Genomic DNA, 23,744 nt, shown 5'->3' with positions numbered 1-23,744 from the left:
TTAGCGGCCGAACTGCAAACCGGCGTCCACGCGCGTCGACGCCAAGCGGTCTTCCACGCCGGCGTACCAGCGCAGCGTGCTCGAGATTGGGCCCGAGACGTCGCCGTCGAAGTGGTAAAAGGGCGCTCCGTCGAGCACGTCCTTGCGATAGATCGCGTCGAAGCGCACCGCTCCGCCGTTTTGATAGGTCAGCCACACCGCGCCGACGCTGGGCTGCGTGCCGCTGGGAAGGTACGGGGTCTGTCCGGATGCAGCCGCAGAGTTGCTCGCAACCATTGTCCAGGTGCGCAGCGATACGGTGGGTGCGACCTGCCACGTTGCCGAGACGCCGCTAGACGTTACTTGGCCGTTGGCGAAGCCGCGCACGAACTGCCAGGCTTCTTCCCACGACACGCGCACGCGGCGCTCGTCGGTATACGTTAGCTGCGCGGAGTAGAGATCGGCGCGATCGTACGTGTTCATGCCGTAGTTCTCGTCGAACGCGTACTGCTGCCAAAGCGTCGGCAGATCGAACGAATCGGCGGCCTCGAACGTCGCACCGAACTTCGACTGCGGAAAAAGATCTACGTGCAGCGACGGCGTCAACAACGTTCCGTGCGACGGCGACGAATAGCCGCCGGTTCCACCGCTATAGTTGAAATCGAAAGCGCCGACGCCGGCGGTTGCGTCGTAAAACGAGCCCGTCGCCGTTACGCCCGCATCGACGCGGTTCTGCTGCAGCGCGGCACCGATGCGGGGCGCTCCGACGGATTGCGCGTCGTAGATGCCGGTGGAGATTCGGCTGGCGACGTCGGCAAATACCGACACCGGTCCCCGCGTTCGCACGCCCGCACTCAGCTGACCGTCCGACCAAACGTCGGTCAAGGGCGAGTCGTCGAACCGCGCGGCGTAATCGCCGCGGTCGTAAACGGCATTAGCGTAAAGATCGATCGTCGGCGCAACGTCGTCGAATGTGGCATCGGCATACGAGAAGTTCGCCGACGCGCGGTACGCGCTGGGCTGGTATTGGTACCCCTGCGACGATCCGGCACCGAGACGCACGCTTTGCGCGCCCGAGAGCGGCAACGTCAGTTCGCCGTCGGCGCGCTGCCGCGAATCTTGCCAGTTGCTCGACGAACCAATCGCGAAACCGTTTCCGTTTTCTTCCGACGTCGCGTGGAAAATCGAATCGCTGCCATAGAGCGCGACGCCGCTGCCGCCGGAACCGAATGGGTCGAGCGTTACGATTCCCGAGCCAGCTTGATCGCCGTAGAGAAACGCATCGGAAGCCGAGCGAACGTCGGTACCGCTTTCGTAGTGCGACGGAATCGTCGCGTACGACGACGAGCCGAAGACGATATCGTAATCCGGAACTCCAGCGTCGACGACCAATGCGCCGGCCGGCAACAAGCCGCGGTCGCTTAGCTGCGAACCGGGATAGTAATGCGTCGTCTGGCGCAAAAGCGTAAAGGGCCGCAGTGCGATCGCCGACTCGACGTCGCCGTACGGCAGCGCAGCGACGTCCTCGGACGACGGAGAAGCATCGTTCAACGCAGCGTAGCGCGCGACGATGACCACGACGGGCTCACCTGGGACGCTCGCCACGGTCGCGGCCGCACAAAAGCGGCACGTGACGGTGACCGACGTTGCCCCACCCGCGGGAAGGGCGAAGGTTCCGTCGGCCTCCGTGGCAATCGAGCGAGGGCCCGCGGGCGTCGCTGCCGTTACTCGCGCGCCGGCGACCGGAACGCCACGCTGGTCGCGCACGGAGCCAACGACAAGGGGCACCTGTGCGACCGCCGGGGTGCTGAAAACCAGGAGCCCCAGCACCGCCGGCACAGCTAAGCTGCTTTTCACGGATTCTTTAGACATTCGGCTATAATCGAAAGTGATGTCAAGTGCCCTCGGTCGCTCGTTCCTCGTAGCCGCTTTCCTAGCGGGAACCTTCTTCTGCGGGCGCACCGCTCTGGCGGGCGCCGCCCAGGCCGAAGATCTGCTGGCCGGGCAGCTTATTCCCTCAGCTTCGCCCGCACTGCTGGGTGCGATCACTTCGGCCGGCCGGAAAGGCTGGGATTGCATGCCCGAGCACGCTGCCGCGGCGCCTGCGGTTAGCTCCGCCGAACTTCCGACAGAGCCGGCTTCCCGCTAACGCATGCGGGTCGCTCTCACCGGCGCGCTCGCGACCCTGACAACCGTCCTCCTCCCCGCAGTCGCGTTCGCCCAGACCTACCCCTCGACGACGCCCGTGCCCCGCACGACCTCGGCGCCGGCCCTTCGTGCGTTCGCCACCCAGCGCGAGGTCGAGGAACGCTTCCGAATCGGTCTCGACGACCTGGCCGGACACGACTGGAAGGGCGCCGCGGACGAATTCACGCGGATAGTCGCGCTCGATCCCCCCGAGCCTAAAGGCTCGACCGCGCGTTACGACCTCGCTATCGCCGATGCCAATCTCGGCCGCACCGACGACGCCGCGCACCAGCTGCGCGACGCAATCGCGTTGGATCCCGGATTCTTGGCGGCTATGGCCAACCTCATTGCGGTCGATCTCCAACGCGGCGACCTCCGCGAAGCCCGCAGCATCGCCGATCGGTTCACGGCGCTCGCACCCGACTCGGCGCGCGCGCTCTACGCCCGAGGCATCGTCGCGCTGCAGGCCGGCGATTCCGCGACCGCGCGCGAGGACTTCGGCAAACTGTTGAAAGCCAACCCGGCGTATGCCGTGGCGCACTACGACCTCGCGCTCGCCGAGGAGCGTCTTGGACAACTCGACGCGGCCGAACGCGAGTTGCGCGCCGCACTCGCCCTTTCGCCTAACTACGCGCGCGCCGAGTTCGCGCTCGGCGCCGTCCTTTTGCGTCAGGGGCGCCGTTCGGAGGCCCGTGAAGCATTCGTCCGGACGCTTCACGACGCTACGGGCGACCCCGCCCTGCAAAACATCGCCGCCGCGATGCGCGACAGCATCGCGATTTAAACTTTCTTCATTTCGCATCGCTACGCTAGGACCGTACGAACAGACGCTCCCGGAGGATTCCAATGCTCAGAAAGCTTTCAATACTCTCGCTAGCCCTCGCGGCAGGCATCCTAGCTGCCTGCGGTGGCGGCCACGGAATGGCGCCTAGCGGCATGGGCGGGGGCACGTCGTACGCGCTTCCGCCGATGGGCGATCTCACCGTCGACGCGACGCTGCCGAAACATTCGTTCGGCGAGACCCTGCCGTCAACGCTCGGCACGGTTAAGATGAAGAACTGGAACGACGCCGTCGTAGGCGGATTCACGCAGTCCAAGTGGTCGCAGACGCTCGCGTTTCCGCCGGGCACGAAGATCACGATTCACAACCTGTCGAAGACCGACCAGCACACGTTCAACGTGATTAAAGAAATCTCCGGAACGCAGGTGCGCTTCCCGAAGAGCCCAACCTTGCGTCTTACCGCCAGCGGCGGAGACAGACTCGAAGCGGGATACGCAAGCGGCCCGATTAATCCCGGACATTCGGTCACCATCGTACTTGCAAAGGCCGGTACGTACTTGATCGGCTGCGCGTTCCACTACAAGTCGAACAACATGCGCGACATTCTCCTTGTGAAGGCCGGCGCTAAGCCCGGTCCGCAAGCGACGCCTCCGTCGAACGGCGGCGGCGGTGCGACGCCGACGCCTCCGGGCAGCGGCGGCTGGGACCCCACTCACTAGAGACAAGCTCGAACGGCCGCCGACCAGCGGCCGTTCTTCTTTCTCCATTTATACTTTTTTCATGTTGCGCCCGTAGAGTCGTCGCATGAAGATGAAGAACATTCGACTCATCGCGGTTTCGCTGGCGCTGGGATCTGCGCTTGCAGCGTGCGGCGGCCGCACGGGGGCGCCTTCCTCGCCGCTGACGCCGTCGATGCCGTATACGATCTCGTTCGCGCTTCCCGACAAACTGCCGAAGCACACGATCGGCGAAGAACTTCCTACCGAAGGAGTGGGATCGAAAAAGGATCCCACGTGGGGTAAGGTGGGCGGCTTCACGCAAACCAAGAAAGCGCAAGTGCTCGCGTTTCCACCGGGCACCACCGTCACGATTCGTAACCTCACGAAGACCGACGAGCACACGTTCAACGTCATTGGAAAAGCCGGCAAGCCGCCGGCCCATTTCCCGGCGAATCCGTCGCTATCGTTTAGCGCAAAAGGGGGCGGCAAACTCGGGATCGGTTACGCGAGCGGCATTATCGGCGGCGGACAATCGGTTAAGGCAAAACTCGTAAAAGCCGGTACGTACTTGATCGGCTGCGCCTTCCACTATCAGGAAGGCATGCGCGACGTCATCGTCGTTAAAGCCGGCGCGACGCCGGGCCCGGATTTCCAGCCTTGATTCGTCTTCTAGCCATCCTCGTCGCGCTGTTCGCGCAAAGCGCCGCACCGCAGCTCGTCGATCAAAACGGCCACACGTTTACGCTCGCTTCGCTGCACGGCCGCCCAATCGCGGTGACGTTCGTGTCGGCACATTGCACCGATGCGTGCCCGTTGATCGACGCCCAGTTCGCGCAGGCCGCGCAGGTTATTGCACGACGGAAAATTAACGCCGCGCTGCTGACGGTCACGCTCGATCCCGCGCACGATTCGCTCGCCGATATGCGAAAGATCGCGCGCGAGTTCTCAGCCGACCCGCACCACTGGCTGATCGCCGGCGGTAACGTGCGCGACGTCGGCACCGTCATGAACCAGTTCGGCGTCATCGCGACGAGCGGTAAGAACGGCTATCGGGAGGCACACACGACGTTCGTCTACGTCCTCGACGCCGACGGAAAGCTCGTCAAGACGATGCTCGCGTCGAGCGGCTTGTCGGACGACGTCGTCGACGCGCTCGCGCAACCGCAGGTTGCCGCACGATGAGAACTGCCCGCATAGCGGCGCTGGCGGCCGCGCTCGCATCGTGTACGCCCAACGGAATTCCGTCGAGCGGTGGGGGAGGAACCGGCGGCGGAGTCGTCCACACCGTGGACCTCAACCTGACCGTCTATCAAAACCCGACGAGCACGCCGTACGGACCGAGTATTGCGATCAAACCGCCGATCCTCGACGTCGCGGTGGGCGATACGATCGTCTTCAAGAACGCCGACGGGTTCAACCACACCAGTTCGTCGCTGCCCCTGAGCAGCACCAACGGCGAGACGAAGTTTCCCAGCGCCTCTCCGCTCGGCGCGAGCGCGTTGACGGAAAGCGGAACGACGCTATCCGGTGGCTGGAGCAGCGGCGCGCTGCAGGCCGGCGCGACGTCGCAAACGGTCCTCGCCGATAAGGCCGGCACGTATCTGTACGGCTGCTTCTATCATTACTCCGCGAACATGCGAGGAGCCATCGTTGCGCAATAACGTGTTCGGCGGCGTCGTAGCCGTCCTGGCGGCGTTGCTTTTTATGCTGGCAAGCGCCGCACCGGCAAGCGCGATCCCGATTTTCGCGCAACGTTACGGTCTGCGCTGCACCGCGTGTCACTCGGTGCTGCCCGAGCTTAACGCGTTCGGCGTCTACTTTCGGCAGCACGGCTACCGGCTGCCGCTGCCCAAGCACGGTACGACGATACTCGCGGTACGCTACCAAATGGCGTACGCGCAAGATCCGGCACCCGGCTCGCGCCGCTGGACTCCCGGCGGCATCCTACTCGGCAACGAAGACTTCGGAAGGGTGTCGCTGTTCGTTCATTACAGTCTGGGCGCGGGCGGCGGACCGTCGGGACTCTACTTAGGATTCCTTACGAACTACAACGAGCGCACGAACTCATCGTATCGGTTCGGGCTCTTCGAGTTGCCGCTGGCGCAATCGCCGGGGGAGCGGTTGGACGATCTGCAGCCGTATGGATATTACACCGCGCACGTGGGGCTCAACGATCTTCCGCTCGCGTCGCCGCGCTGGGGTCAGTGGACGCAGCGGCAAATCGGAAACCTTCGCGCGGATTTCACCTTCGCGGTCAGTGAGTTCAAGGGCGCAGCCTACGGCGGAAAGCCGGTGAACACCGGCGAGACCACAACCCCGGCCGTTCCCGAAACGGGATTGTGGCTTGACGAAACCGCCGTGCAGCGTAAAAACGTCGAGTTTGATTTCGGCGGCGCAGTCCTCAACGGTTCGCGCAACATCTTGCTGGCCGGCAGCAAACCGTTCGACGATCCGTACCAACGCTACGGTCTGCTCGCGCACGCGTCGCTATGGAAGGTCGATCTGCAAGCCGAGCAGTGGTGGGGCGACGATCACAACGCCGACGGTGCCGGAACGAATCAATTGACCAGCGGCGGCTACGCCCGTTTGAAGATCTATCCGGTCTCGCACGCCTATCTGGGCGTCCGCTATGACGCCCAAGCCAATCCGGCCGTCACGCGCGACTTCACGTACTATGCGGCGGGCATGGTCGGCCCGGTTCGCCTCCTGGTCCAGGAGGTCGCTCCGATCGCCGCACCGGGTCAAAAGCCGAGCCTGGGGGGCGCCCTGACCATCGCCTGCTGCGGTCCCTTGAAGTATTGAGACGGAGGCCTGCGAATCCTGAGATGATGCGCATCCTGGTCGTCGAGGACAATCTCTCGATCGCGCGAGCGGTGCAAACCATGCTCGAATCGCAGAAGTTCGCCGCGAACGTCGTGACCGACGGCGAGGCCGGTCTCGATCACCTGCTGCGTCAGAGCTACGACGCCGCGATCGTCGACGTGGGGCTGCCCGGCATGGACGGCTTCACGGTCGCGCGCAACGCGCGCGCCGAAGGCGTTCAAACGCCGATCCTCATGCTCACCGCGCGGGACGCCGTCGAGGATCGTGTGCACGGCTTGGATTGCGGCGCCGACGACTATCTTCCCAAGCCGTTCGTCGAGCAAGAGCTGATCGCGCGGCTGCGCGCGATTTTGCGACGCGGCGATCGACCGCTGGTCAGTACCCTGGAAGTCGGGAAACTGCGGGTCGACGTCGGTGCGCGTACGGCGACGTACGACGCGCGTGCGCTCGAGTTGGGCGCGACCGAGTTTCGGCTGCTCGAGCTCTTCGCGCGCAATGCCGGCATCGCGCTGTCGCGCGCGCAAGTGCTCGAACGCATTTGGGATTACGACTTCGAGGGATCGAGCAACATCGTCGACGTGTACGTCAGCCAGCTGCGCCGCAAACTCAAGAAACTCGGCGCCAACGGCATCATCGAAACGGTGTGGGGCGTCGGTTACCGCCTGCAAACTTGATCGCTCGCACTACCGCCCTCTATCTCCTCATCTTCGTTTGCGTTCTCGCCGCCCTCGATGCCGGCGCATTCTTGTTCATGCAGCGCGAATATGCGTCGGCGCTCGGCCCGGCGCTGGGAACGCCGGAGGGCGCGAGAGGCCTCGCGACCGCAATGCGCTCGGTGTCCGTTTCGATTCTCGCGATCGATGTGCCGCTGATCGTGGTCGTCGGGGCGGCGTCGTACGCGATGGCGCGGCTCACGATCGCGCCGCTGGCCGCGGCGCGCGAGCGCGAGCGAGTCTTCGCCGCCGACGCCGCGCACGAGCTTCGTTCGCCGCTAGCGGCGATCGCGAGCGTCGCGCAAGCATCGCGCAATCAGCCGCCGCCCGAGAGCACGCAGGCGTTCGACGCGATCACGCACGACGCGCTCGAAGCCTCCGCACTGATTTCGGATCTGTTGACGCTCGCACGCAATCCGGGCCGCGCCGTGCTGCAATGCGAACCCGTCGACTTGGCGCTCGTCGTCACGACGTGCACGCGCGACGCCGCCGCCGCCGCGAACGCGCGAAACGTCCGCATCGAAGCGGTTACCGACAGCGCGATCGTCGACGGCGACGAGCGGCGGCTGCGCGAGCTCGCACGCAACTTGCTCGAGAATGCGGTCCGGCACGCGCGCAGCCGCGTGAGCATCGCGTCGTCGCGTAACGGCCGTACCTGCTCCATCGTCGTCGAGGACGACGGCGACGGGGTCGCCCCCGACGAGCGCGAGCGCGTCTTCGAGCGCTTCTACCGGCGCACGCAGGATCACAGCGGCACCGGTCTCGGTTTGGCGATCGTCCGCTGGATCGCAAGCGCCCACGACGGAACGGTCGTGGTCGACGCGGCGCCCGGCGGCGGCGCTCGCTTCGTCGCAACGCTTCCGGCACACATACAGGCGTAGCCCAGAGCACCAGCGTACGATAAGGGGCCATGCCCTTCGCGTCTTTGCGCGCCTTCGTCGACGCTTTACGCAACGCCGGCGAGCTCCACGCCATCGACGCTACCGTCGACCCGCGGTTGGAGATCGCCGAGATTACCGACCGCGTCGTCAAAGCGGGCGGCCCTGCGCTGCTGTTCGCCAACGTTAAAGGCTCGAAGTTTCCGGTACTCACGAATCAGTTCGGCTCGCAGCGCCGCATGGCGATGGCGCTCGACGCGAGTTCGCTCGACGAGGTAGCCGCCCGCGTTCGGGGACTGCTCGACGTTTCGCCGCCGGGTGCGTCGTTCGCGGAAAAGATCGGCGCCCTCATGCGGCTGGCGCCGTTGGCCAACGCGATTCCGAAAACGGTGCGCGACGCACCCGTGCACGACGTCGTCGTGCGCGAACCCGATCTCACCAAACTTCCGATTCTCACGACGTGGCCGCTCGACGCGGGGCCGTTCGTGACCTTGCCGCTGGTCATCACCAAAGACCCGCACACCGATCGTCCAAACGTCGGCATGTATCGCATGCAGCTTTTCGGCAAGCGTGAAACCGGAATGCATTGGCAGCGTCACAAACAAGGGCGCGCGCACGCCGCCGCATGGGGTAAGAAAGTCCCGGTCGCCGTCGCGATCGGCACCGAACCCGTGCTCACGTATGCGGCGACCGCGCCGCTCCCGCCGGTACTCGACGAGTTTGCGTTTGCCGGACTCCTGCGCGGCGAGCCGGTGAAACTCGTACGGGCGAAGACCGTCGACCTCAAGGTACCGGCCGAAGCCGAGTTCGTGCTGGAAGGGTATGTCGACAACGACGATCTGCGCGTCGAGGGTCCGTTCGGCGATCACACCGGCGTGTACAGTCTTGCCGACACGTATCCGACGTTTCACGTAACGTGCGTCACGCATCGGCGCAACCCGATCTATCCCGCGACCGTCGTCGGCAAACCGCCGATGGAAGACGCGTGGCTCGGTAAGGCGACGGAGCGCATCTTCTTACCGCTGCTGCAGATGGTGCTGCCGGAAGTCGTCGACATGAACTTGCCGGTCGAGGGCGGTTTTCACAACCTGGCAATCGTGTCGATCCGTAAGGCCTACCCCGGTCACGGCAAGAAAGTCATGAACGCGCTGTGGGGTTTGGGACACATGATGATGCTGACCCGCGTGCTCGTGATCGTCGACGCCGACGTCGACGTGCAGGACACGCGCAGTGTGGCGTGGTTCGTGCTCAACAACCTCGCGCCGGATCGCGACCTCGTGATGATGCCGGGGCCGGTCGACGATCTCGATCACGGCTCGTACACGGTTGCGTACGGCACCAAGATCGGCGTCGACGCGACGCGTAAGGACGCGTCCGAGGGGTATACGCGCGAGTGGCCGCCGGACATGGTCATGGATACGGCGACGCGCGAGCGCGTCACCAAACGCTGGAAAGAGTTCGGTCTCGATTCTATCGCCGCGGCCTTGCGGCCCGACGATTGGTCGGGCCAGGGACCCGTGGCGTACGGCCGCCTTTTCAAATGACGAAGGTCGCGCTTTTTTTACGCGAGATCCGCATCGAGCACACGCTCTTCGCGTTGCCGTTTGCGTACGTCGGTGCGTTCATGGCCGCGCACGGTGTACCATCGTGGTCGTCGCTGGGCTGGATCACGTTGGCCGTTCTGGGTGCACGCACCGCGGCCATGGCCGCAAACCGCTTCCTCGACCGCGACATCGACGCGCGCAATCCGCGCACCGCGCGACGCGCCGTTGCCAGCGGCGCGCTCTCGCCGGCATCGATGGTCTGGGCCATCGTCATCGGACTGGGCGTGCTGTTGTGGGCGGCCTGGATGCTCAACCCGCTGTGCGTCAAGCTGATGCCGATCGCGGTGCTGCTTCTGCTGGTCTATCCGTTGTGCAAGCGGTTTACGTGGCTGGTGCATTTCGTCTTGGGCGCGGTCGACGCGCTCGCACCGCTGGGCGCGTACATCGGCGTCGCCGGCACCGTCACCTGGCCGGCCATCTTTCTCTTTCTTGCGGTCACCATCTGGGTCGCGGGTTTCGACGTCATCTACGCGCTCATGGACGTCCGGGTCGATCGCGCCCAAGGCCTGCGCTCGCTGCCGGCACACTTCGGTGAGTCCACCGGACGCATACTTCCCGGGCTGCTCCATTCGGCGATGGTCGTGCTGCTCGCGCTCGCCGGCTTTATCGACGTCGCGGGATACGCGTACTATCTCGGCGTCGTCGCCGCCGCCGCGCTCGTCCTTTATGAAGACCGGCTCTTCGACAGAGCCGGCAACGTCTTCGTGCTCAACGAGCGCATCTTCATCGCGAACATGGTGTTCTCCATCGTCTTTTTGGTAACCACGGCGGCTGGTTATGCCTTCCGCTAGGATCGCGCGACGTTCGTTCTTGGCGGCGGCCGCGGGCGCGGCAGCCAGTACGCTTGCTCCTGCGAGCGCGCAGGTCTTCGTCACGCCGAATCCGATTCCGCCGAACGCGCAGTTCTTGCGCCAGCTGACGATCGGCATCAACGTCACGCTCTCCGGTCCGCTCCAGAAGTACGGCCAAGAAATCATTCGCGGCGTCCAAGCCGCGATTGACGAAGCCAATCTCTATACGCCGTCGGCGCTGTACGTGTGGGCGTGGCGCGCGTTCGACGACCAAGGCAGCACGGGATTAGCGCGCAGCAACGTCAGCGCGGCCGCGGCCGACGCCACGGTCGTCGCGATGATCGGGAATCTGACGACGCCGTTGACGCTCGACGCCCTCTCGCAGTACGCCAATCAGAACTTCGCGCTCGTCGTCCCAACCTTGACGGCCGACGCGATTACGCGGCGCGGATTTCATAACGTCTACCGCCTCCCCGCCAGCGACAGCAGTTCCGGCCAGCTGTTTGCCAGCGGCGCCCTATCGAAAAAGAACTCCGCTTGCATTGCGGTCGCGCTTGACGGCGATTACGGTTACGACGTCGCACGCGCGTTCGTCCAGCAAGCCAAGGCCGACCATCGCAGCGCCGACGTCTTGCTCTTTCCGCATGACAAGACCGATCCGGCTGAGGCGGCGCGCACGGTGCTCGACCGCAACCCCAACTACGTCTTTCTCGCGGGAAAGACGGCCGATCTCGGCCCGGTCGCCGAAGCGCTGCGCTTAGCGGGTTATACGGGAGACTTCGGGGCGAGCGACGGTTTCTACAATCCCGACACGATCGATCGCTACCAGCGTATTCTCGACGGCTCGCTCGTCGCGTCGTCGATGCCGCCGCTCGACCACGTGCCGAGCGCCGTCTACCTGCTCAACGATTTCGAGCGCAAAGTCGGTCAAGTCACGGCCTTCTCCGCCTACGCGTATGCGGCGACGCAACTCATCATGGCGGCGCAGCAGCGCTCCCAAGCCACGTCGCGCTTTTCGCTGTTGACGTCGATGCAGCAGGGCGGCACGTTCACGACGCTGGTCGGGCAGTTCCGATTCAACATCAGCGGCGATCCGCTCATCCCGGACATCTACCTCTATAGCGTACACAAAGAGGGCTTTAAATACGAGCGCCCGGCTATCCGAACGGGATTCGTTTTTTGAAGCGCGAGCCGCTCCCGACGCGCGAGTTGGCGGCGCTCATCGAGGCGTCGGAGTGCCGTCTGTTACGCGGGTTTTTGGAATCGGCAAAGCGGTTCCGTCCCGATGGCGGTTTCGACTGCCTGGAGATCGCCGGCGGGCTGGCGACCTTCACGGGTGTTGGGTCACCGCTCTCGCAAGCGACCAGCATCGCGCTCAACGATCCCGTGACGGGCGCGGAAATCGAGCAACTGACTCGGTTCTATCGCGATCGCGGCGCGCCGCCGCGCGTTTGGGTGAATCCGCTGGCGGATCCGTCGCTGGAACGCGAGCTCGCGGGAGCGGCTTACGTACCGCGCGTTCGCAACAACGTATTGGCGGTCGACTTGTCCACGGCGGCGGCGGCTCGCGACGAACGCATTGCCGAGGAGAGCGATCGCACCGCATGGGGACGCGCCTCGTACGAGGGATTCAGCAATCGCTACCTCACCGGAGACGAGGGCATTTTCCTCGCCACGACAATCGCGTCGCAGACGGGCATCGTCGCGCTGGCGGCTCGCAACGGCGACGCCATTGTCGCCACCGGCGCGCTGATCGTGTACGAGGAACTCGCCAGTCTCATCGCGGGTTCGACCCTAGACGGGCACCGAGGAAACGGTTATCATCGCGCGATGGTTCTCGACCGCCTCGCGCGGGCACGTGAAGCGGGTGCCCGCTACGCGCGCGCATCCGCGCCGATCGGCAGCACGTCGGAAAAGAACTTCCGCGCCTGCGGATTCGAGGTGCTCTACACGCGGATCTTGTGGGAGCTAGCTTAAACCGACCACTGCCACGCGTTCCACCACGGCGTCACCGTCGGATTCGGACGATAGTTGCGCAAGCGCCGTGAGGTAACGACGAGCCGCCTGCCGTCATTGAGAGGCACGTAGGGCAGATCCGACCAGAGTATCCGCGCTGCGTGGCGATAGATTGCCGTACGCTCGGCTGCGTCGTCGGTTTGCAGGCCGGCTCGCTCGAGCACATCGACTCGCTTGTCGCAAAACCGCGTCAGGTTGGCGCCATGCGGGTACCAGCGGTCGCACGCATACGTATCGTAGGCATCGGGATCCCAGTTCAGCGAATTACCGAAGAGCGACAGATCGTAGGTGCCGCTGAGGATCGGTCCGTTCGGCGCGTCGAGCATCTGATATCCGTACGGTTTAATCGTCGCGTCGATGCCGGCTTTACGAAGTGACGACTGAACGACGAGCGCGATGCGTTCGAACGTCGGCGCACCCGCAAGCGTTGCAAGCGTCATTTCCAAGCGCTCGCCGCGACGCTCGCGAATGCCGCCCGCCGCCGCGTGCCATCCCGCCTCGTCGAGTTCCGCCGCAGCTTTTTTCACATCGTACGCGTGAGCGGGGAGCGGTTCGTAACCCAGAGCGCTCGGTGCCAGCATGCTGCTGGCTCTGGCCTCCACGCCGTGCATGATGCTCCCGAGTATGACGGAATACGGGATCGCGTGCGCGATGGCACGACGCACGGCGGCGTCTTTGAGAAACGGCCGCGCGCAATCGATGAGCAGTTGAACTTGCGCGTTGAACGGCACGGTTCGCACGCTCGCGCCTGCGACGGAGCGATACTGTGCCAGGAGCGCCGGCTGTGCCTCGACGATGAGGTCCACACTATCGGTCGTCAGCGCGAGCGCCGCGGTTTGTGCGTCGGGAATCAACTGCACAACGATTCTTGCCACGTGCGGCCGGCCGCGGAAGTAGTTCTCGTTACGAACGAACGTCACGCGGTCGCCGCGCGCCCACGACGCGAACCGAAACGGTCCGGTGCCGACGGCGTTCGTCGCCAACTCGCCGGTAGTAAAATTGCGAAGGCGTTTCAAAACGTGTTCGGCCAATACCGGCTTTCCGCCGTCTTGCAACGGTGCGAAGAACCGCGTGACGAACGGCGGGTAGCGATCGCGTAAGCGAACGACGAGCGTCCACGGATCCGGCAGACCGATCGAGGCGATGCGATCGTAGCCCTCCCGCTCGACGACGGGATGACCGGGATCGACGATCGCGCGCCACGAGGCCGCGACGTCGCGACCCGTAAAGGGCACGCCGTCCTGCCAGCGCACGCCTCGACGCAGATGATACACGTAGGTGCGGCCGTCCGTGGAGATTCCGCCGTTAGCGGTCGTCGGAACCTCCGTCGCGAGATCTCCGATAAGGTGACCCCGGTCGTCGGATTCCACGAGGTACGAGTAGGTCAGCGAAGCGAGATCGTAGCCGATGTCGCTGGTCGTAAGATAGGGATTTAGCGTGGTGGGATCGGCGATCGTAGCGATCCGCAACAGACCCGGGGCCGCGCGTTGGCCCAGGTGGACGAGTCTCGCCTTCGTGCCGCCGCAACGGGCAAGCAAAAGGAGACCGAGAAACGTCAAAAGCGCCTTTCGCATATGGCGTTTTACCGTGAGCGACGGCAGGTCGCCTGCCCCCGCCACCGTAGCTTTATGGAACGACCATGCACGCCGAAGAGCGCTCTGCAACGGAGCTGATAGGCCGTGCGCGCGAGCTCGATAGTATCGCGCGCGCGCTCGAGCGTTCGCGCAAGGACGGCGTTCCGCTCGTCATCGGGATCGAGGGAGAACCCGGTATCGGCAAGTCGACGCTGCTACACGCCGCCGCGGCGCATGCACGAGGGGATAAGTGGATCGTCGCGACCGCGACGTGCTACGCCGTACAACAGCCGATCCCGTTAACGGTCGTGCGACAACTCTTACGCAGTTTGCTCGAGGCGATCGGAGACGAGCGCGCGCGCTACGCTACGGGTCTGCAAGCCGTTCTCGAGAGCCCAAAGCCCGAATCCGCAGCGCACGCATTTGCTCGTCTCCTCGAAGGCGTCACGTTGGATCGGCCGGTCGTACTGGCGCTCGACGATGCGCAGTGGGGCGATCGGGACTCGTTGCAACTGCTCGACGAAACGATGGCTTCTTTAGGAGATCGCGCGGTCGCTGCGCTGTATGCGACCCGTTCTCGCGAAGAATACGCGACGCCTAAGCCTGAGATAGTCGTACCATTGCAACCCCTCGACGAGGCCGCTGCAAGCGCCGTCGCGCGCCATCTTCTCCCCGAAGTTTCGGACGAAATCGTTGGCGCCGTAGTCAATCACGCACGTGGCTCTCCGCTCGATATCGTCGCGCTCTCCACGGCAATCGCACGAGTCGATCGTCCGTCGGTTGACGACGTCGCGTCCAGCCGTCGCAGCGCAATCGCGCGCGACGTGCAAGCGGCATCACCCGATCTGCGCGAGTTTCTTCAAGTGTGCTCGCTTATCGACGGACCTGTCCGCTATTACGCCTTGGAACAACTTTGGCCGCAACCCGAGAAACTCGACGCTCTCGTCAGGTCCGCAGTCGGTCGATATCTTCGCGTCACGGAGCTCGGGATAGAGTTCGATCACGCGCTCATTGCCGAGGGCATCCGTCATACGATTGCGGTGCCGATTCCGTATCGAAGACGGATCGTCGCCGCGCTGGAGCGTCTCGAGTCACCAGCGCTCGAGGATCTCCAGATACTTGCCTCACAAAAAGCCGAGTGCGGCGATCGCGTCGGAGCGTTTAACGTGTTGGCAGACGTGGCGCAGAAAGCGGCGGCCTCGGGTCAAACGCGCCTCACGGCCAGCGCGTCGGCGCGTGCGCTGACGTTTGCCGAACCCTCGTCCGACGTCGCGCGTACGTTTTTTCCAGATTACGCCGATGCACTGTTCGCGCTCGATCGGGATTCCGAGGCAATTGCCGTCCTCGAACGCGCACTCCGGCTCTTTGACGCTGCCGGGACGGGGATCCCCGGAGCAGCCATCGGCCGCCTCATGCTCGCGCAAAGCTTTAACGATCAACTGACGTCGGCAGAATCGACGTATGCCCGTTTCCTTCCGTTGATGAACGGCGACGCCGAACGCGCGCACGTGATCTCCGCGGCAATCTGGTTCGCAGCGTGCCGCGCGGACATGGAACTTGCAGACGACCTTGAAGAGCAGCTGCTTAAATGTACCTGCGAATTACCGCTTTCGGCTAAGATAAGAATGCGGAACTTTAGAGCCTTCGTGTTGGCGCAGCGGGGGAGGCACAACGAGGCGATGGCCCTGCTGGACGAAGCTGCCGCAATCGTCAACGAAGCAACGCTCCTGGGTCACGTTGGAATTTCGACCAACCAGCGTGACTGGCCACGTCTGTTACTGAGTCTCTTCGAATACGGAACGCGCATTCTCGAACCGCTCGTCGGAGAACGCCTGCGCAATTTTGGCGACATCGGCGTAACGCCCGCCGGCGAGTACTTTCTCGCGCTTTCGGAATTTCTAGGCGGCAGCTGGGATCGTGTCGAGATGCGAATTGCAGAAACCCTCGATCACAATGTCAGTCCTACGGGACGGCGACGATTTTTCAGCTTGGCGGCGGCAATTGCTGCGCTTCGGCATAGCAATTCACCCTATAGCAAAGGAATCGAAACCGATGTTGCGGCGTTCCTCGCGGGGCGACGCGAAGGCTGGTACGTTCCGCTGGCGGCTTGGTGGGCGGTGGCTACGGCCCAATCAGAACCGAAAACGGCCCGGACGGTGCTCGCGCACCTTCTCTCGCAACTAGATAAGGCCGGCGATCCCCACGTATACTTACCGAGGTTGGTGCTCGTATTGCTCGCGCATCGTCTTCGCGACGATGCAAGTCTCGTGCTTCTCGCTTCCCACGCGGGTTATAAGCCCGATATGCCGTGGCACAGGGTTCACGACAACCTTGCGCGCGGGATCGCAGCCTGCCTATTGGGCCGGCACCCCGACGTCGAAATGAGCACGACGGTAGCGCACGCTCGCGAACTCGGACTCAACGTGTATGCCGACCTGGCTGCGACGATGCAAAGCAAAACCGATGCGCTCGCGAGTTCGCGGCTTTCCGCGCTGGGCATCAAATGGTCAGGCACAGCTAAACCGGTCAAGGATGTCTTCCTGAAACCTACCGCGCGCGAGCTTCAAGTCGCCGCCCTTGTAGCGGAAGGAAAGAGCAATCAACAAATCGCCGACGAGCTGGTTTTGAGTCAGCGTACGGTCGAAGTGCACATTTCCAACCTTTTCAATAAGATCGGCGCCACCTCGCGCACGCAGCTCGCAACGTGGTTCGTGCGACTCGACGCAGGCAACTAGGCGACTACGGGCCGTGCTCTTCTCCGCACACGCCGATGACGACCGGAGCATCTGGGCGCGCATCTCTAAAGGCCTCGACGTCTTGCTGCATCTCAGCGCCGAGGTGAGCGTCCATGGCTTCAATCTCGGCGGCAGTGGGCACGCTTTGTAGGAACATGCATTCCTGGAGAAACGTAGCGATGCCGGCGATGTCCCCGGTGCGGGCCACCGGAACCCATGCGTCATACACCTCGGAATGCTTGATGAGTACGTGAACGAATCCGGTAGCAACGTTTTTGATTTGCTGTTGGGTCATGGGCATATCGTTTTCTCCTTGACGATCCGGAATGGGCTAAAAAGCGCCGTCCCGTGCCGGCCGATTCTACCGTTGCTAAAGGTAGTCTCGAGGTTCGGCGCGACGATGCGAACGACGCTAACGGGGACATCGTCCGGCGAAATCTCGATCGCTATAACGGGACCGAGGCCGTCGGCTCGTAGTACGTCGAGCACGAGCTGCAAATCGTGCGCGAGATCGGTGCTGCATCGGTCTCGAAGCTGATCCAACCTCACCTCGCGCGCCGGCAGGTCGAGAAACCAGCGACCCTTCGGCAATAAGCGCGGACGTCGGGTATGTTCGCCGGTGACTCGCGGAGGATCGTCGGGGCGCAATAGATCGTCGCGTGCTCCCGCAATGTCGACGACGCGGCTCTGAACGCATTCCGTGATGGCGCGGCCAACTGCGTGCGCAGGCGACAGGCTGCATCCCATCCCCTGATGAGCCATCGGCGGATCCGAACCGGGCTCAGCTGTCGTCGCGAGTGCTACGACCGGAAGATCGTCCTCCTGGAGAATCATCACGCGCAGCGTCAGTCCTGCCTCTTCGATGGAGCGAGCGAGTCGGTCGAGATAATCATCGCCGCTAGGGAAAGCGAACATTTCGGCGGCGACGGTATCGGGAGCACCACGCCGGTAAAAGCGCGGAACGAGCTCGCACCGTACGTGGAACAGCGACCACACGTGACGCTCGACGAGCTCGGCCAGACCGTGATAGAGCGCCTCGGTAAGCGTATTTCCCGAGGCGACGCCATTGCTGCTCGAACCCGAAAAGAGGCGCTGCCCGTACCACGGACACTGGATCGCGTGCATCGGCACGGGTACGTTATCGCCGCCGAGCAAGTCGGTGCCCCACGCGCACTCCGCTTCAAGATCGCGTGCCTCCGGCAATAGTCCCAACGCGTCTAGATCCAGCACGCGGCTAATTTCGCGCAGGCAGCGGCGGTGTGTCTCAACGGAGGGCGCACCCATGACTTGGCGTTCGACCGCTTCCATCACGGCGCTGACGAGCGCAGCTTCGCGCGTCGCACCCTTACCGTTAAAAACGCTCAGAAGATCCGAGTGCGGAACGACCGCCGAGAACGTCGGGATATCCGGCCGGTCTAGCCGCGTGGTATCGGCAATCCGCGTGATGCCGAAACGCTTGCGCAGCTCGGGCACGAGCGCCAGAGTTCTCTCTATCGAAACGCTGCGATCGTACGAACCGGGCGCTTTGGGCTCCGATGAGGGCATACGCAACGTCATGCCGCTAAACGCCTCAGCACCGAACGAAGGGCGAAGCGCGCGTCCCAACGTTTGAGATCGCCTTCCTCGCTCGCGATCTCGTGCAAGGCACTCCGAACGTTCGGCGGCGCGAGTGCGATGGCGCCCTCCCACGTGCGATCCATGTAAAAGATGTCGCGCGCATCGCGCACCCATGCCTCGGAGACCGGGCGATTCATCAGTCCGCGGCGCACGCCCAATTTCGCGACGTACCGTACGTTGACGCTCGGTACCGTTAACGCGCGCTGCGATTCCGGGTCGACGAGCACCGCGACCTCGTCGTCACCGTCGATCAGCTCGCGAACGTACCACCGCGCGATCGCGCCCAGCGGAACCGCGCCGTACGGCGCGCACTCGGCTGCGCGAAGCGCGCCCATGCTCGATGCGCCGAAAATTGTTACGCGTTCGAGCGCATCGTACACTTCACGCGGCGTCGGAGCGAGGTCGTGATGAAAGACGCCGTCGATAATCAGCATCGTATCGAAGTGCTCGGCGGCTCGCGCGACGTCTCCGCGAGAGGCCGGTCGCAGGTACGTTACGGAGTTGTGAGCGACGCGATCTTCCGGCGGCAACGAAGGACCGCAGAAAACGCAAAGCGAGCGCACGCTCATACGCGGCACGGTAATGCAGGCCTGCAGTGTAATGTTAAGCGATAGCGCGCTCGACGCGAATGGCGAAATGCGGACCGACCGGTCCCTGAAGCGGCGAAACGAGCACGTTCATTCCGCGAACCGACGCCGACGCTTCGGTAGGTGCAGATTCGCGCTCCCACCCTTTCGTCAACGTGCGCACCACGCGGTCGATCTCCGGCGGCAACGCGTCGGCGGCCGTCGTCGCTTCGTAAAGCGCGTTCATGGGATCGTCGGGCGCCGGCGGCGGCGCCAATATTAACCTATATCCCTCGTCCAGGACGTAGAAGCGTTCGTTCGAGCTAGCCATTACGAAGATACATCCTTATCCGGCCCACTGTCACGTTAACCGGTATCAGTCAAGCCGGCATCAGGGTAAGTACGTATCTGCTAACGGGCTGGGACTTTTGAACTACGCTTCGATGCGCCGCCACTGCACGATCGCAACGATACCGTATGCAAGCGCTAACGCCGCAAGAATTCCTATGTGACGAGCAGCCGTCGCGTCTGTGACGAACCCGCCGGCTACTGAGGTGGTCGGCGAGCCGAAGTGCATGTAGCGCAGCGGATCGATGAAGCTCAGCGCCCACGCCCCGTCGCGTACGGCGGTCAGTACCATACTGCCGTTTGGAGAGATGCCCGAAAGGGCAACGACGATGCCCGCCACAGGCCAAGCAAAGCCTAGGACGGCGCCGTAGCCCCGCCTGAGCGACGTCGTCGCCGCCGCCAGCATCGCGTACCATGCCAAAGGCGCGAAGATGCCCGCGCCCAACGCGATCGAATCCCGTACGTCAAACGAAATGTGCGGCATGTCGAAGATGGCATGGACGGCGATGGCAAGTACGCTGCCTCCGATAAAGGCCGCCACCATGCCGGCCCAATCGGCCAGAATCGTTCGTACCGCAAGAAGCTCGCGCGATATGGGTTTGGTGAGCGCAATCTCCAAGTGGCCTTCAGCTTCGCGAGCGAACGGCGCCCCCAAGATCGTCGCTACGATCATTGCGACGATCAGACCGGTCACGAGGTAGACGTAGAGCGGCGTCGGCCCGTCGATCGTAACGTCGTAACGCTGGCTTCTACCGTGTCGATCGGGTTCGAACCGGAAATGTACGACTCCGGACCTCCAATCCCGCGTTAAATCTTTTTTGGCCGTCGGCGACCAGTCGTCGACGACGATATGTTTCCCGTTCCAGCCGCGATCGTCAATGACGGCGCGCGTCTTCTTGACGAGATCGTAGATCGTCGTACGATGCGTGCCGTCGGGAAGGACGACTTCGCTCACTTGTGAGCCAGGATCGCGTCTCATATCGTCGAGCCGGCCGTTCAAATCGTGTTCCACGCCCATTGCCGCGATGCGTAAAACGACGGCAACCAGAAAGAGTGCACCGAGCACGATTCCGGTCCACTTCAGACAGCCGCGAACCCGCAGCCATTCGACGTAGGCCATCTAGCGGACGTACTCGTCTTCCGGAACGACGCGCATGCGGTGCGGAACCTGAGGTTTGGGCATCGGCACACTATCCGTGTCTTCGATAGCGAGCACGAAGCGTAAGCGCCAGGCGCCCAGCGAGATGGTGAAGTTGGTTCCAAGGATCTCCATGACGGTTTATGCCTCCACGCGTTGCCACTGATAGATGGCCAACGCACCGTAAACGAGAGCGAGACAGGCCAGAATAACGAGATCGGTTTGGGGCGGCACCGATGCCGTCAGCGCGCGGCGGTGCTCCTCCGACCCCATGCCGGACATGAAACTGAAGTGCAGGTACGACGTCGGGAACAGCCACAGCAGCGTCGAGCCGATTCGGTGAACGAACTCGGCGAGCGGCGAGTCCCCGAGCGGAGCGTGAGCGATGCCGCCGAGGCCGAGCGCAACGGGCCACGCGATGCCGAGTACGCCGCCGTACGCGCGCTTCATCGACGCGGTCGAGGCGTTGAGCATCCCGTACCAGGCAAACGCGCCCACGAGCCCGATGGCGATCACGACGGTATCGGTGGGACCGTACGTGTAGTTCGGTGCCTCGAAGATCGTGTGACCGACGATCAAAAACACCACGGTCATGGTGAAGGCGGCGGCGATACCCGCGAAGTCGGCCAAGACCGTTTGCAGCGCGAAGTTGATGCGCGTGACCGGCCTGGTGAGCGCGAGCTCGAGGTGTCCTTCGTTCTCACGAGCGAACGGTGCGCCTAGGAGCGTCGCTACGATTAGCGCGACTAGGGTTGCAAAAGCGAAATAGTAGTTGAGGTCTTCGGGGACCAGCGCGCCCGTATCGATCTTTACCAGGCTGCCGCCCGCAACAAACGTACGTTCCGCGTGGACGTCGCCGAAATCCATCTTCGACGAATGCGTGTTCGCGGGTTTCTTTTCAAAAATTTCGACGTGCTTGCCCCAGTAGCCATGGTCGTCGATCGTGATGCGCGTGCCGGTGGCGGCATTATTGATGATGGTGCGTAACGTCCCATCCGGAAGCTTGACCTGCGTCTTGTTTGAAGTGGATTCGAAGTCGGGCAAATCCTTTTCGTCGATGAAGATGCCCGAAAAGCCGTGCGCGTTGGGACGGATATCGAGATACGTAAACCGCGCGAACAGCACCAGCGCAACGCACGCCGCCAGAACGATGGCCGTCCACTTTAGACAACCGCGAACGCGCAGCCACTCAACGTAGTTCATTGCGCGTTTTCCCTGGCGATCACGTCTGCCGTTGCGTCCGCCGGCGAGACCGCGTAAAGGAAGATGTCTTCGAGGTTGAGGTCGACGACGCGCACGCCGCTTGCGCCGGCGGCGGTGAGCTGCGCGGCGATGGCGTCTGCGTCGCTGCCCACGAGCAGCCGCACGATGCGCTCGGTACGATCCGCGCGCAGCACGCGCGAATCGCCCGCGATGCCGTTGAGCGGATAGTTTGCGTCGGGCAGGATGCCCTCGACGATTTTGCGATCGGCTTTGAGATCGTCGACTGCGCCTTGCAGGATGAGCCGTCCCTTATCGACGACCGCGATCTGCTCGGCCGCGCGTTCGACTTGGCCGATCTGATGCGATGAGAAGAGGATCGTGCACCCACGCGCCGCTTCGTTGATGATGAGGCTGAGCACGTGGCGCTGATTGACCGGATCGAGCCCGCTGGTCGGCTCGTCGAGAATCAGGATATCGGCATTGCGAGCAAAGGCCATCGCAACCATCACCGCGGTGCGCATGCCTTTGGAGAGCGTGCGCGTCTTCTTACGCCGGTCGATGCTGAACGCCGTCAGCAACTCGGCGGCGCGAGCGGGATCGAACTTCGCAAACGCCCGCCGGTTCATCTCGACGTGTTCGGCGACGTTCATCCATTCGTACAGAACGCTGCGCTCGGGAACGTAGGCGATGCGCTCGAACGTTTCGGGCACGAGCGGCTTCCCGTCGTAGAGAACGGTGCCGTCGTTCGCGCGCGCCAAGTCGAGCATGCATTTAAAGGTCGTCGTTTTACCGGCGCCGTTGGGCCCGAGCAGACCGAAAACGGTACCGCTTGGAATTTCCAGCGACAGATCGTCAACGGCCGCAAACGTTCCGTACGTTTTGCGCAGGTGTGAAATTTGAATCGTGCTCATGGAAGCTGCTGTTCCTCCGGAAACCACCGGTTAACGGCGGCATCGATGAGTTCGCGCAGGTCGCTGCGAGAGAGTCCGACCGATTTGACTTCGCGGAGCGCCGAGTCGAGGGCGTCGCGTGCGACGTCGTTCGCGGCGGCTTTAGCCGAAGACGCCACACCGTTACCGCGGACGAACGAGCCCCGTCCGGGGGAGGTTTCGATCACGCTGTCGCGCTCGAGTTCGCGATACGCTCGCGCAACGGTGTTGGGGTTGACGGTCAGATCCAGCGCGAGCTGCTTGACGGTTGGGAGTTGCTCGCCGGCTTGCAGGATCCCCAGAGCGACGGATCGCTTGACCTGTTCGATGATCTGCAAGTAGATCGGAACTCCGCTGCGCGGATCGACCGTGAGTACGGCCGGCATCTTAGTTGCGGAACCTTAGAACTTCGGGCCCCAGCCTTGGAACAAACCGGCAGACATCTGCTCGGGAAGACGGACGGGGGTACGGGCCTCGCGGGCCATCTCGGAGTCGGGGCGGGCGGTCGTGAACCGGGTCATGGTGGCTGTCCTTTCAGTCTGCCTAGTACCAATCTGTTGTTGTACTAGTACACTAGTACAATAGTGCATCCATACGCCCCCGTCAACCCCCCTTTGTGAGAAAAGCCCAGAAAATGCGTCGCTGGCACGGCTAGAACGCATTCGGGGCGTTGCCCGCGGGGTGAACTTTGGACAAGCGACGTCGTCGGTCCATGCCCGAGCGTTTTTCGGAGCTCATCAGCCTGTACTGCGTGCGAGAAGATCTCTGCAAGATTATGAGGGCCGGCTTCGACCGCTCTTGACCCATGTGGTGCTTGCCGCCGAACTTCCAACCCGAGCCCAGCGCCTGCGCCCACGGTACAATTTGGGGTTCGAGCAACCTTGTGCAAGCGTAATTCTAACCGATTCGTTCCACCCAGAACTACACGAGGTGCGGCGCGTCTGGCAGCAAGTCCCGTGCGACCTGATTCGACCTATGCTCTCACAGTGTCAGGACTTCTGAGTCGCCAAGTAGCAGTGAACGCAGCCTTCGACGCGCAGCTCTCTACCGGGAAATGGTGATTCAGCACTACGCAATGGGTCGATCGCCCTCACCATAGACTCCCGTCTAACAAGACGCGGCTTCGGTACAAGAGCAGCATGG

24 protein-coding genes are annotated in these 23,744 nt (G+C 63.3%); 13 read left to right on the top strand and 11 right to left on the bottom strand.

What is annotated here, in order from left to right; all coding sequences use genetic code 11:
• Entirely contained in the window at positions 1-1,746 is a 1,746-nt protein-coding gene (locus tag VGG89_05785; GenBank protein ID HEY1976029.1) for a hypothetical protein, read from the bottom strand.
• Between the two features lie 385 nt (positions 1,747-2,131).
• On the opposite strand from VGG89_05785, the gene VGG89_05780 reads away from it, so the two are divergent.
• The 12 genes from VGG89_05780 to VGG89_05725 all read left to right on the top strand — a co-directional run bounded on the left by VGG89_05780 (position 2,132) and on the right by VGG89_05725 (position 12,452).
• Entirely contained in the window at positions 2,132-2,950 is an 819-nt protein-coding gene (locus tag VGG89_05780; GenBank protein HEY1976028.1) for a tetratricopeptide repeat protein, read from the top strand.
• A 62-nt stretch (positions 2,951-3,012) separates the two neighbouring features.
• Positions 3,013-3,666, top strand: coding sequence for a hypothetical protein (locus VGG89_05775; GenBank protein HEY1976027.1), 654 nt, complete (start codon positions 3,013-3,015; stop codon positions 3,664-3,666).
• Between the two features lie 85 nt (positions 3,667-3,751).
• Positions 3,752-4,327 (top strand): hypothetical protein, encoded by a 576-nt coding sequence (locus VGG89_05770; protein ID HEY1976026.1) that lies wholly within the window; start codon positions 3,752-3,754, stop codon positions 4,325-4,327.
• On the top strand, positions 4,324-4,848 hold the full coding sequence (locus VGG89_05765) for an SCO family protein (GenBank protein ID HEY1976025.1): 525 nt from the start codon (positions 4,324-4,326) through the stop codon (positions 4,846-4,848). Before VGG89_05770 ends, VGG89_05765 begins: the two co-directional genes overlap by 4 nt.
• Positions 4,845-5,327: a plastocyanin/azurin family copper-binding protein gene (locus tag VGG89_05760; GenBank protein HEY1976024.1), complete on the top strand. Its 483-nt coding sequence runs from the start codon at positions 4,845-4,847 to the stop codon at positions 5,325-5,327. The genes VGG89_05765 and VGG89_05760 overlap by 4 nt, the downstream gene beginning before the upstream one ends.
• Positions 5,317-6,468 carry a hypothetical protein gene (locus VGG89_05755; GenBank protein HEY1976023.1) on the top strand — a complete coding sequence of 384 codons (1,152 nt, stop codon included), beginning with the start codon at positions 5,317-5,319 and terminating at the stop codon, positions 6,466-6,468. The genes VGG89_05760 and VGG89_05755 overlap by 11 nt, the downstream gene beginning before the upstream one ends.
• Positions 6,469-6,491: 23 nt before the next feature.
• Positions 6,492-7,163 (top strand): response regulator transcription factor, encoded by a 672-nt coding sequence (locus VGG89_05750; protein HEY1976022.1) that lies wholly within the window; start codon positions 6,492-6,494, stop codon positions 7,161-7,163.
• Positions 7,160-8,083 carry a HAMP domain-containing sensor histidine kinase gene (locus VGG89_05745; GenBank protein HEY1976021.1) on the top strand — a complete coding sequence of 308 codons (924 nt, stop codon included), beginning with the start codon at positions 7,160-7,162 and terminating at the stop codon, positions 8,081-8,083. The genes VGG89_05750 and VGG89_05745 overlap by 4 nt, the downstream gene beginning before the upstream one ends.
• 29 nt (positions 8,084-8,112) lie before the next feature.
• Complete coding sequence (locus VGG89_05740) at positions 8,113-9,624, top strand: menaquinone biosynthesis decarboxylase (protein HEY1976020.1); 1,512 nt, start codon at positions 8,113-8,115, stop codon at positions 9,622-9,624.
• The gene (locus tag VGG89_05735) at positions 9,621-10,475 is read left to right on the top strand and encodes a UbiA-like polyprenyltransferase (GenBank protein ID HEY1976019.1); all 855 of its coding nucleotides are present in this window, start codon (positions 9,621-9,623) and stop codon (positions 10,473-10,475) included. Before VGG89_05740 ends, VGG89_05735 begins: the two co-directional genes overlap by 4 nt.
• Positions 10,462-11,658 carry an ABC transporter substrate-binding protein gene (locus tag VGG89_05730; GenBank protein HEY1976018.1) on the top strand — a complete coding sequence of 399 codons (1,197 nt, stop codon included), beginning with the start codon at positions 10,462-10,464 and terminating at the stop codon, positions 11,656-11,658. Before VGG89_05735 ends, VGG89_05730 begins: the two co-directional genes overlap by 14 nt.
• The gene (locus VGG89_05725; protein ID HEY1976017.1) at positions 11,655-12,452 is read left to right on the top strand and encodes a hypothetical protein; all 798 of its coding nucleotides are present in this window, start codon (positions 11,655-11,657) and stop codon (positions 12,450-12,452) included. Before VGG89_05730 ends, VGG89_05725 begins: the two co-directional genes overlap by 4 nt.
• On the opposite strand, the gene VGG89_05720 is transcribed toward VGG89_05725, so the two are convergent.
• Positions 12,449-14,065, bottom strand: coding sequence for an ABC transporter substrate-binding protein (locus tag VGG89_05720; GenBank protein ID HEY1976016.1), 1,617 nt, complete (start codon positions 14,063-14,065; stop codon positions 12,449-12,451). The genes VGG89_05725 and VGG89_05720 overlap by 4 nt on opposite strands.
• Positions 14,066-14,130: 65 nt before the next feature.
• Between VGG89_05720 and VGG89_05715 the strand changes: the two genes are divergently transcribed.
• Positions 14,131-16,800, top strand: a complete 2,670-nt coding sequence (locus VGG89_05715; GenBank protein HEY1976015.1) for an AAA family ATPase — start codon at positions 14,131-14,133, stop codon at positions 16,798-16,800.
• A 4-nt stretch (positions 16,801-16,804) separates the two neighbouring features.
• On the opposite strand, the gene VGG89_05710 is transcribed toward VGG89_05715, so the two are convergent.
• From VGG89_05710 to VGG89_05670, 9 genes are all read right to left on the bottom strand, one after another.
• Positions 16,805-17,101, bottom strand: coding sequence for a hypothetical protein (locus tag VGG89_05710; protein ID HEY1976014.1), 297 nt, complete (start codon positions 17,099-17,101; stop codon positions 16,805-16,807).
• Positions 17,092-18,357, bottom strand: coding sequence for a YcaO-like family protein (locus tag VGG89_05705; GenBank protein ID HEY1976013.1), 1,266 nt, complete (start codon positions 18,355-18,357; stop codon positions 17,092-17,094). Before VGG89_05705 ends, VGG89_05710 begins: the two co-directional genes overlap by 10 nt.
• On the bottom strand, positions 18,354-18,986 hold the full coding sequence (locus VGG89_05700) for a TfuA-like protein (GenBank protein ID HEY1976012.1): 633 nt from the start codon (positions 18,984-18,986) through the stop codon (positions 18,354-18,356). Before VGG89_05700 ends, VGG89_05705 begins: the two co-directional genes overlap by 4 nt.
• A 34-nt stretch (positions 18,987-19,020) precedes the next feature.
• Positions 19,021-19,314 (bottom strand): hypothetical protein, encoded by a 294-nt coding sequence (locus VGG89_05695; GenBank protein HEY1976011.1) that lies wholly within the window; start codon positions 19,312-19,314, stop codon positions 19,021-19,023.
• A gap of 102 nt (positions 19,315-19,416) precedes the next feature.
• Positions 19,417-20,451: a hypothetical protein gene (locus tag VGG89_05690; protein HEY1976010.1), complete on the bottom strand. Its 1,035-nt coding sequence runs from the start codon at positions 20,449-20,451 to the stop codon at positions 19,417-19,419.
• A complete protein-coding gene (locus VGG89_05685) occupies positions 20,452-20,604 on the bottom strand; it encodes a hypothetical protein (protein HEY1976009.1) in 153 nt (50 codons plus the stop codon). It abuts the gene before it with no gap.
• Positions 20,605-20,610: 6 nt separating this feature from the next.
• A complete protein-coding gene (locus tag VGG89_05680; protein HEY1976008.1) occupies positions 20,611-21,672 on the bottom strand; it encodes a hypothetical protein in 1,062 nt (353 codons plus the stop codon).
• A complete protein-coding gene (locus VGG89_05675; protein HEY1976007.1) occupies positions 21,669-22,583 on the bottom strand; it encodes an ABC transporter ATP-binding protein in 915 nt (304 codons plus the stop codon). Before VGG89_05675 ends, VGG89_05680 begins: the two co-directional genes overlap by 4 nt.
• Positions 22,580-22,987, bottom strand: coding sequence for a GntR family transcriptional regulator (locus VGG89_05670; GenBank protein ID HEY1976006.1), 408 nt, complete (start codon positions 22,985-22,987; stop codon positions 22,580-22,582). Before VGG89_05670 ends, VGG89_05675 begins: the two co-directional genes overlap by 4 nt.
• Positions 22,988-23,744 lie beyond the last annotated feature (757 nt).

It is taken from the genome of Candidatus Baltobacteraceae bacterium (assembly GCA_036488875.1).
Lineage (GTDB): Bacteria > Vulcanimicrobiota > Vulcanimicrobiia > Vulcanimicrobiales > Vulcanimicrobiaceae > JAFAHZ01.
The sequence above is the reverse complement of the archived record's forward strand: the minus strand, read 5'-3'. Positions and strand labels throughout refer to the sequence as shown.

Excerpts from the sequence above, each read along its gene's own strand:
- VGG89_05710 (HEY1976014.1), bottom strand. The coding sequence starts at position 17,101 with ATGCCCATGACCCAACAGCAAATCAAAAACGTTGCTACCGGATTCGTT.
- VGG89_05770 (HEY1976026.1), top strand. The coding sequence starts at position 3,752 with ATGAAGATGAAGAACATTCGACTCATCGCGGTTTCGCTGGCGCTGGGA.
- VGG89_05685 (HEY1976009.1), bottom strand. The coding sequence starts at position 20,604 with ATGGAGATCCTTGGAACCAACTTCACCATCTCGCTGGGCGCCTGGCGC.
- VGG89_05715 (HEY1976015.1), top strand. The coding sequence starts at position 14,131 with ATGCACGCCGAAGAGCGCTCTGCAACGGAGCTGATAGGCCGTGCGCGC.
- VGG89_05730 (HEY1976018.1), top strand. The coding sequence starts at position 10,462 with ATGCCTTCCGCTAGGATCGCGCGACGTTCGTTCTTGGCGGCGGCCGCG.
- VGG89_05680 (HEY1976008.1), bottom strand. The coding sequence starts at position 21,672 with ATGAACTACGTTGAGTGGCTGCGCGTTCGCGGTTGTCTAAAGTGGACG.
- VGG89_05700 (HEY1976012.1), bottom strand. The coding sequence starts at position 18,986 with ATGAGCGTGCGCTCGCTTTGCGTTTTCTGCGGTCCTTCGTTGCCGCCG.
- VGG89_05695 (HEY1976011.1), bottom strand. The coding sequence starts at position 19,314 with ATGGCTAGCTCGAACGAACGCTTCTACGTCCTGGACGAGGGATATAGG.
- VGG89_05720 (HEY1976016.1), bottom strand. The coding sequence starts at position 14,065 with ATGCGAAAGGCGCTTTTGACGTTTCTCGGTCTCCTTTTGCTTGCCCGT.
- VGG89_05740 (HEY1976020.1), top strand. The coding sequence starts at position 8,113 with ATGCCCTTCGCGTCTTTGCGCGCCTTCGTCGACGCTTTACGCAACGCC.
- VGG89_05670 (HEY1976006.1), bottom strand. The coding sequence starts at position 22,987 with ATGCCGGCCGTACTCACGGTCGATCCGCGCAGCGGAGTTCCGATCTAC.
- VGG89_05735 (HEY1976019.1), top strand. The coding sequence starts at position 9,621 with ATGACGAAGGTCGCGCTTTTTTTACGCGAGATCCGCATCGAGCACACG.
- VGG89_05675 (HEY1976007.1), bottom strand. The coding sequence starts at position 22,583 with ATGAGCACGATTCAAATTTCACACCTGCGCAAAACGTACGGAACGTTT.
- VGG89_05775 (HEY1976027.1), top strand. The coding sequence starts at position 3,013 with ATGCTCAGAAAGCTTTCAATACTCTCGCTAGCCCTCGCGGCAGGCATC.
- VGG89_05705 (HEY1976013.1), bottom strand. The coding sequence starts at position 18,357 with ATGACGTTGCGTATGCCCTCATCGGAGCCCAAAGCGCCCGGTTCGTAC.
- VGG89_05750 (HEY1976022.1), top strand. The coding sequence starts at position 6,492 with ATGATGCGCATCCTGGTCGTCGAGGACAATCTCTCGATCGCGCGAGCG.
- VGG89_05760 (HEY1976024.1), top strand. The coding sequence starts at position 4,845 with ATGAGAACTGCCCGCATAGCGGCGCTGGCGGCCGCGCTCGCATCGTGT.
- VGG89_05690 (HEY1976010.1), bottom strand. The coding sequence starts at position 20,451 with ATGGCCTACGTCGAATGGCTGCGGGTTCGCGGCTGTCTGAAGTGGACC.
- VGG89_05780 (HEY1976028.1), top strand. The coding sequence starts at position 2,132 with ATGCGGGTCGCTCTCACCGGCGCGCTCGCGACCCTGACAACCGTCCTC.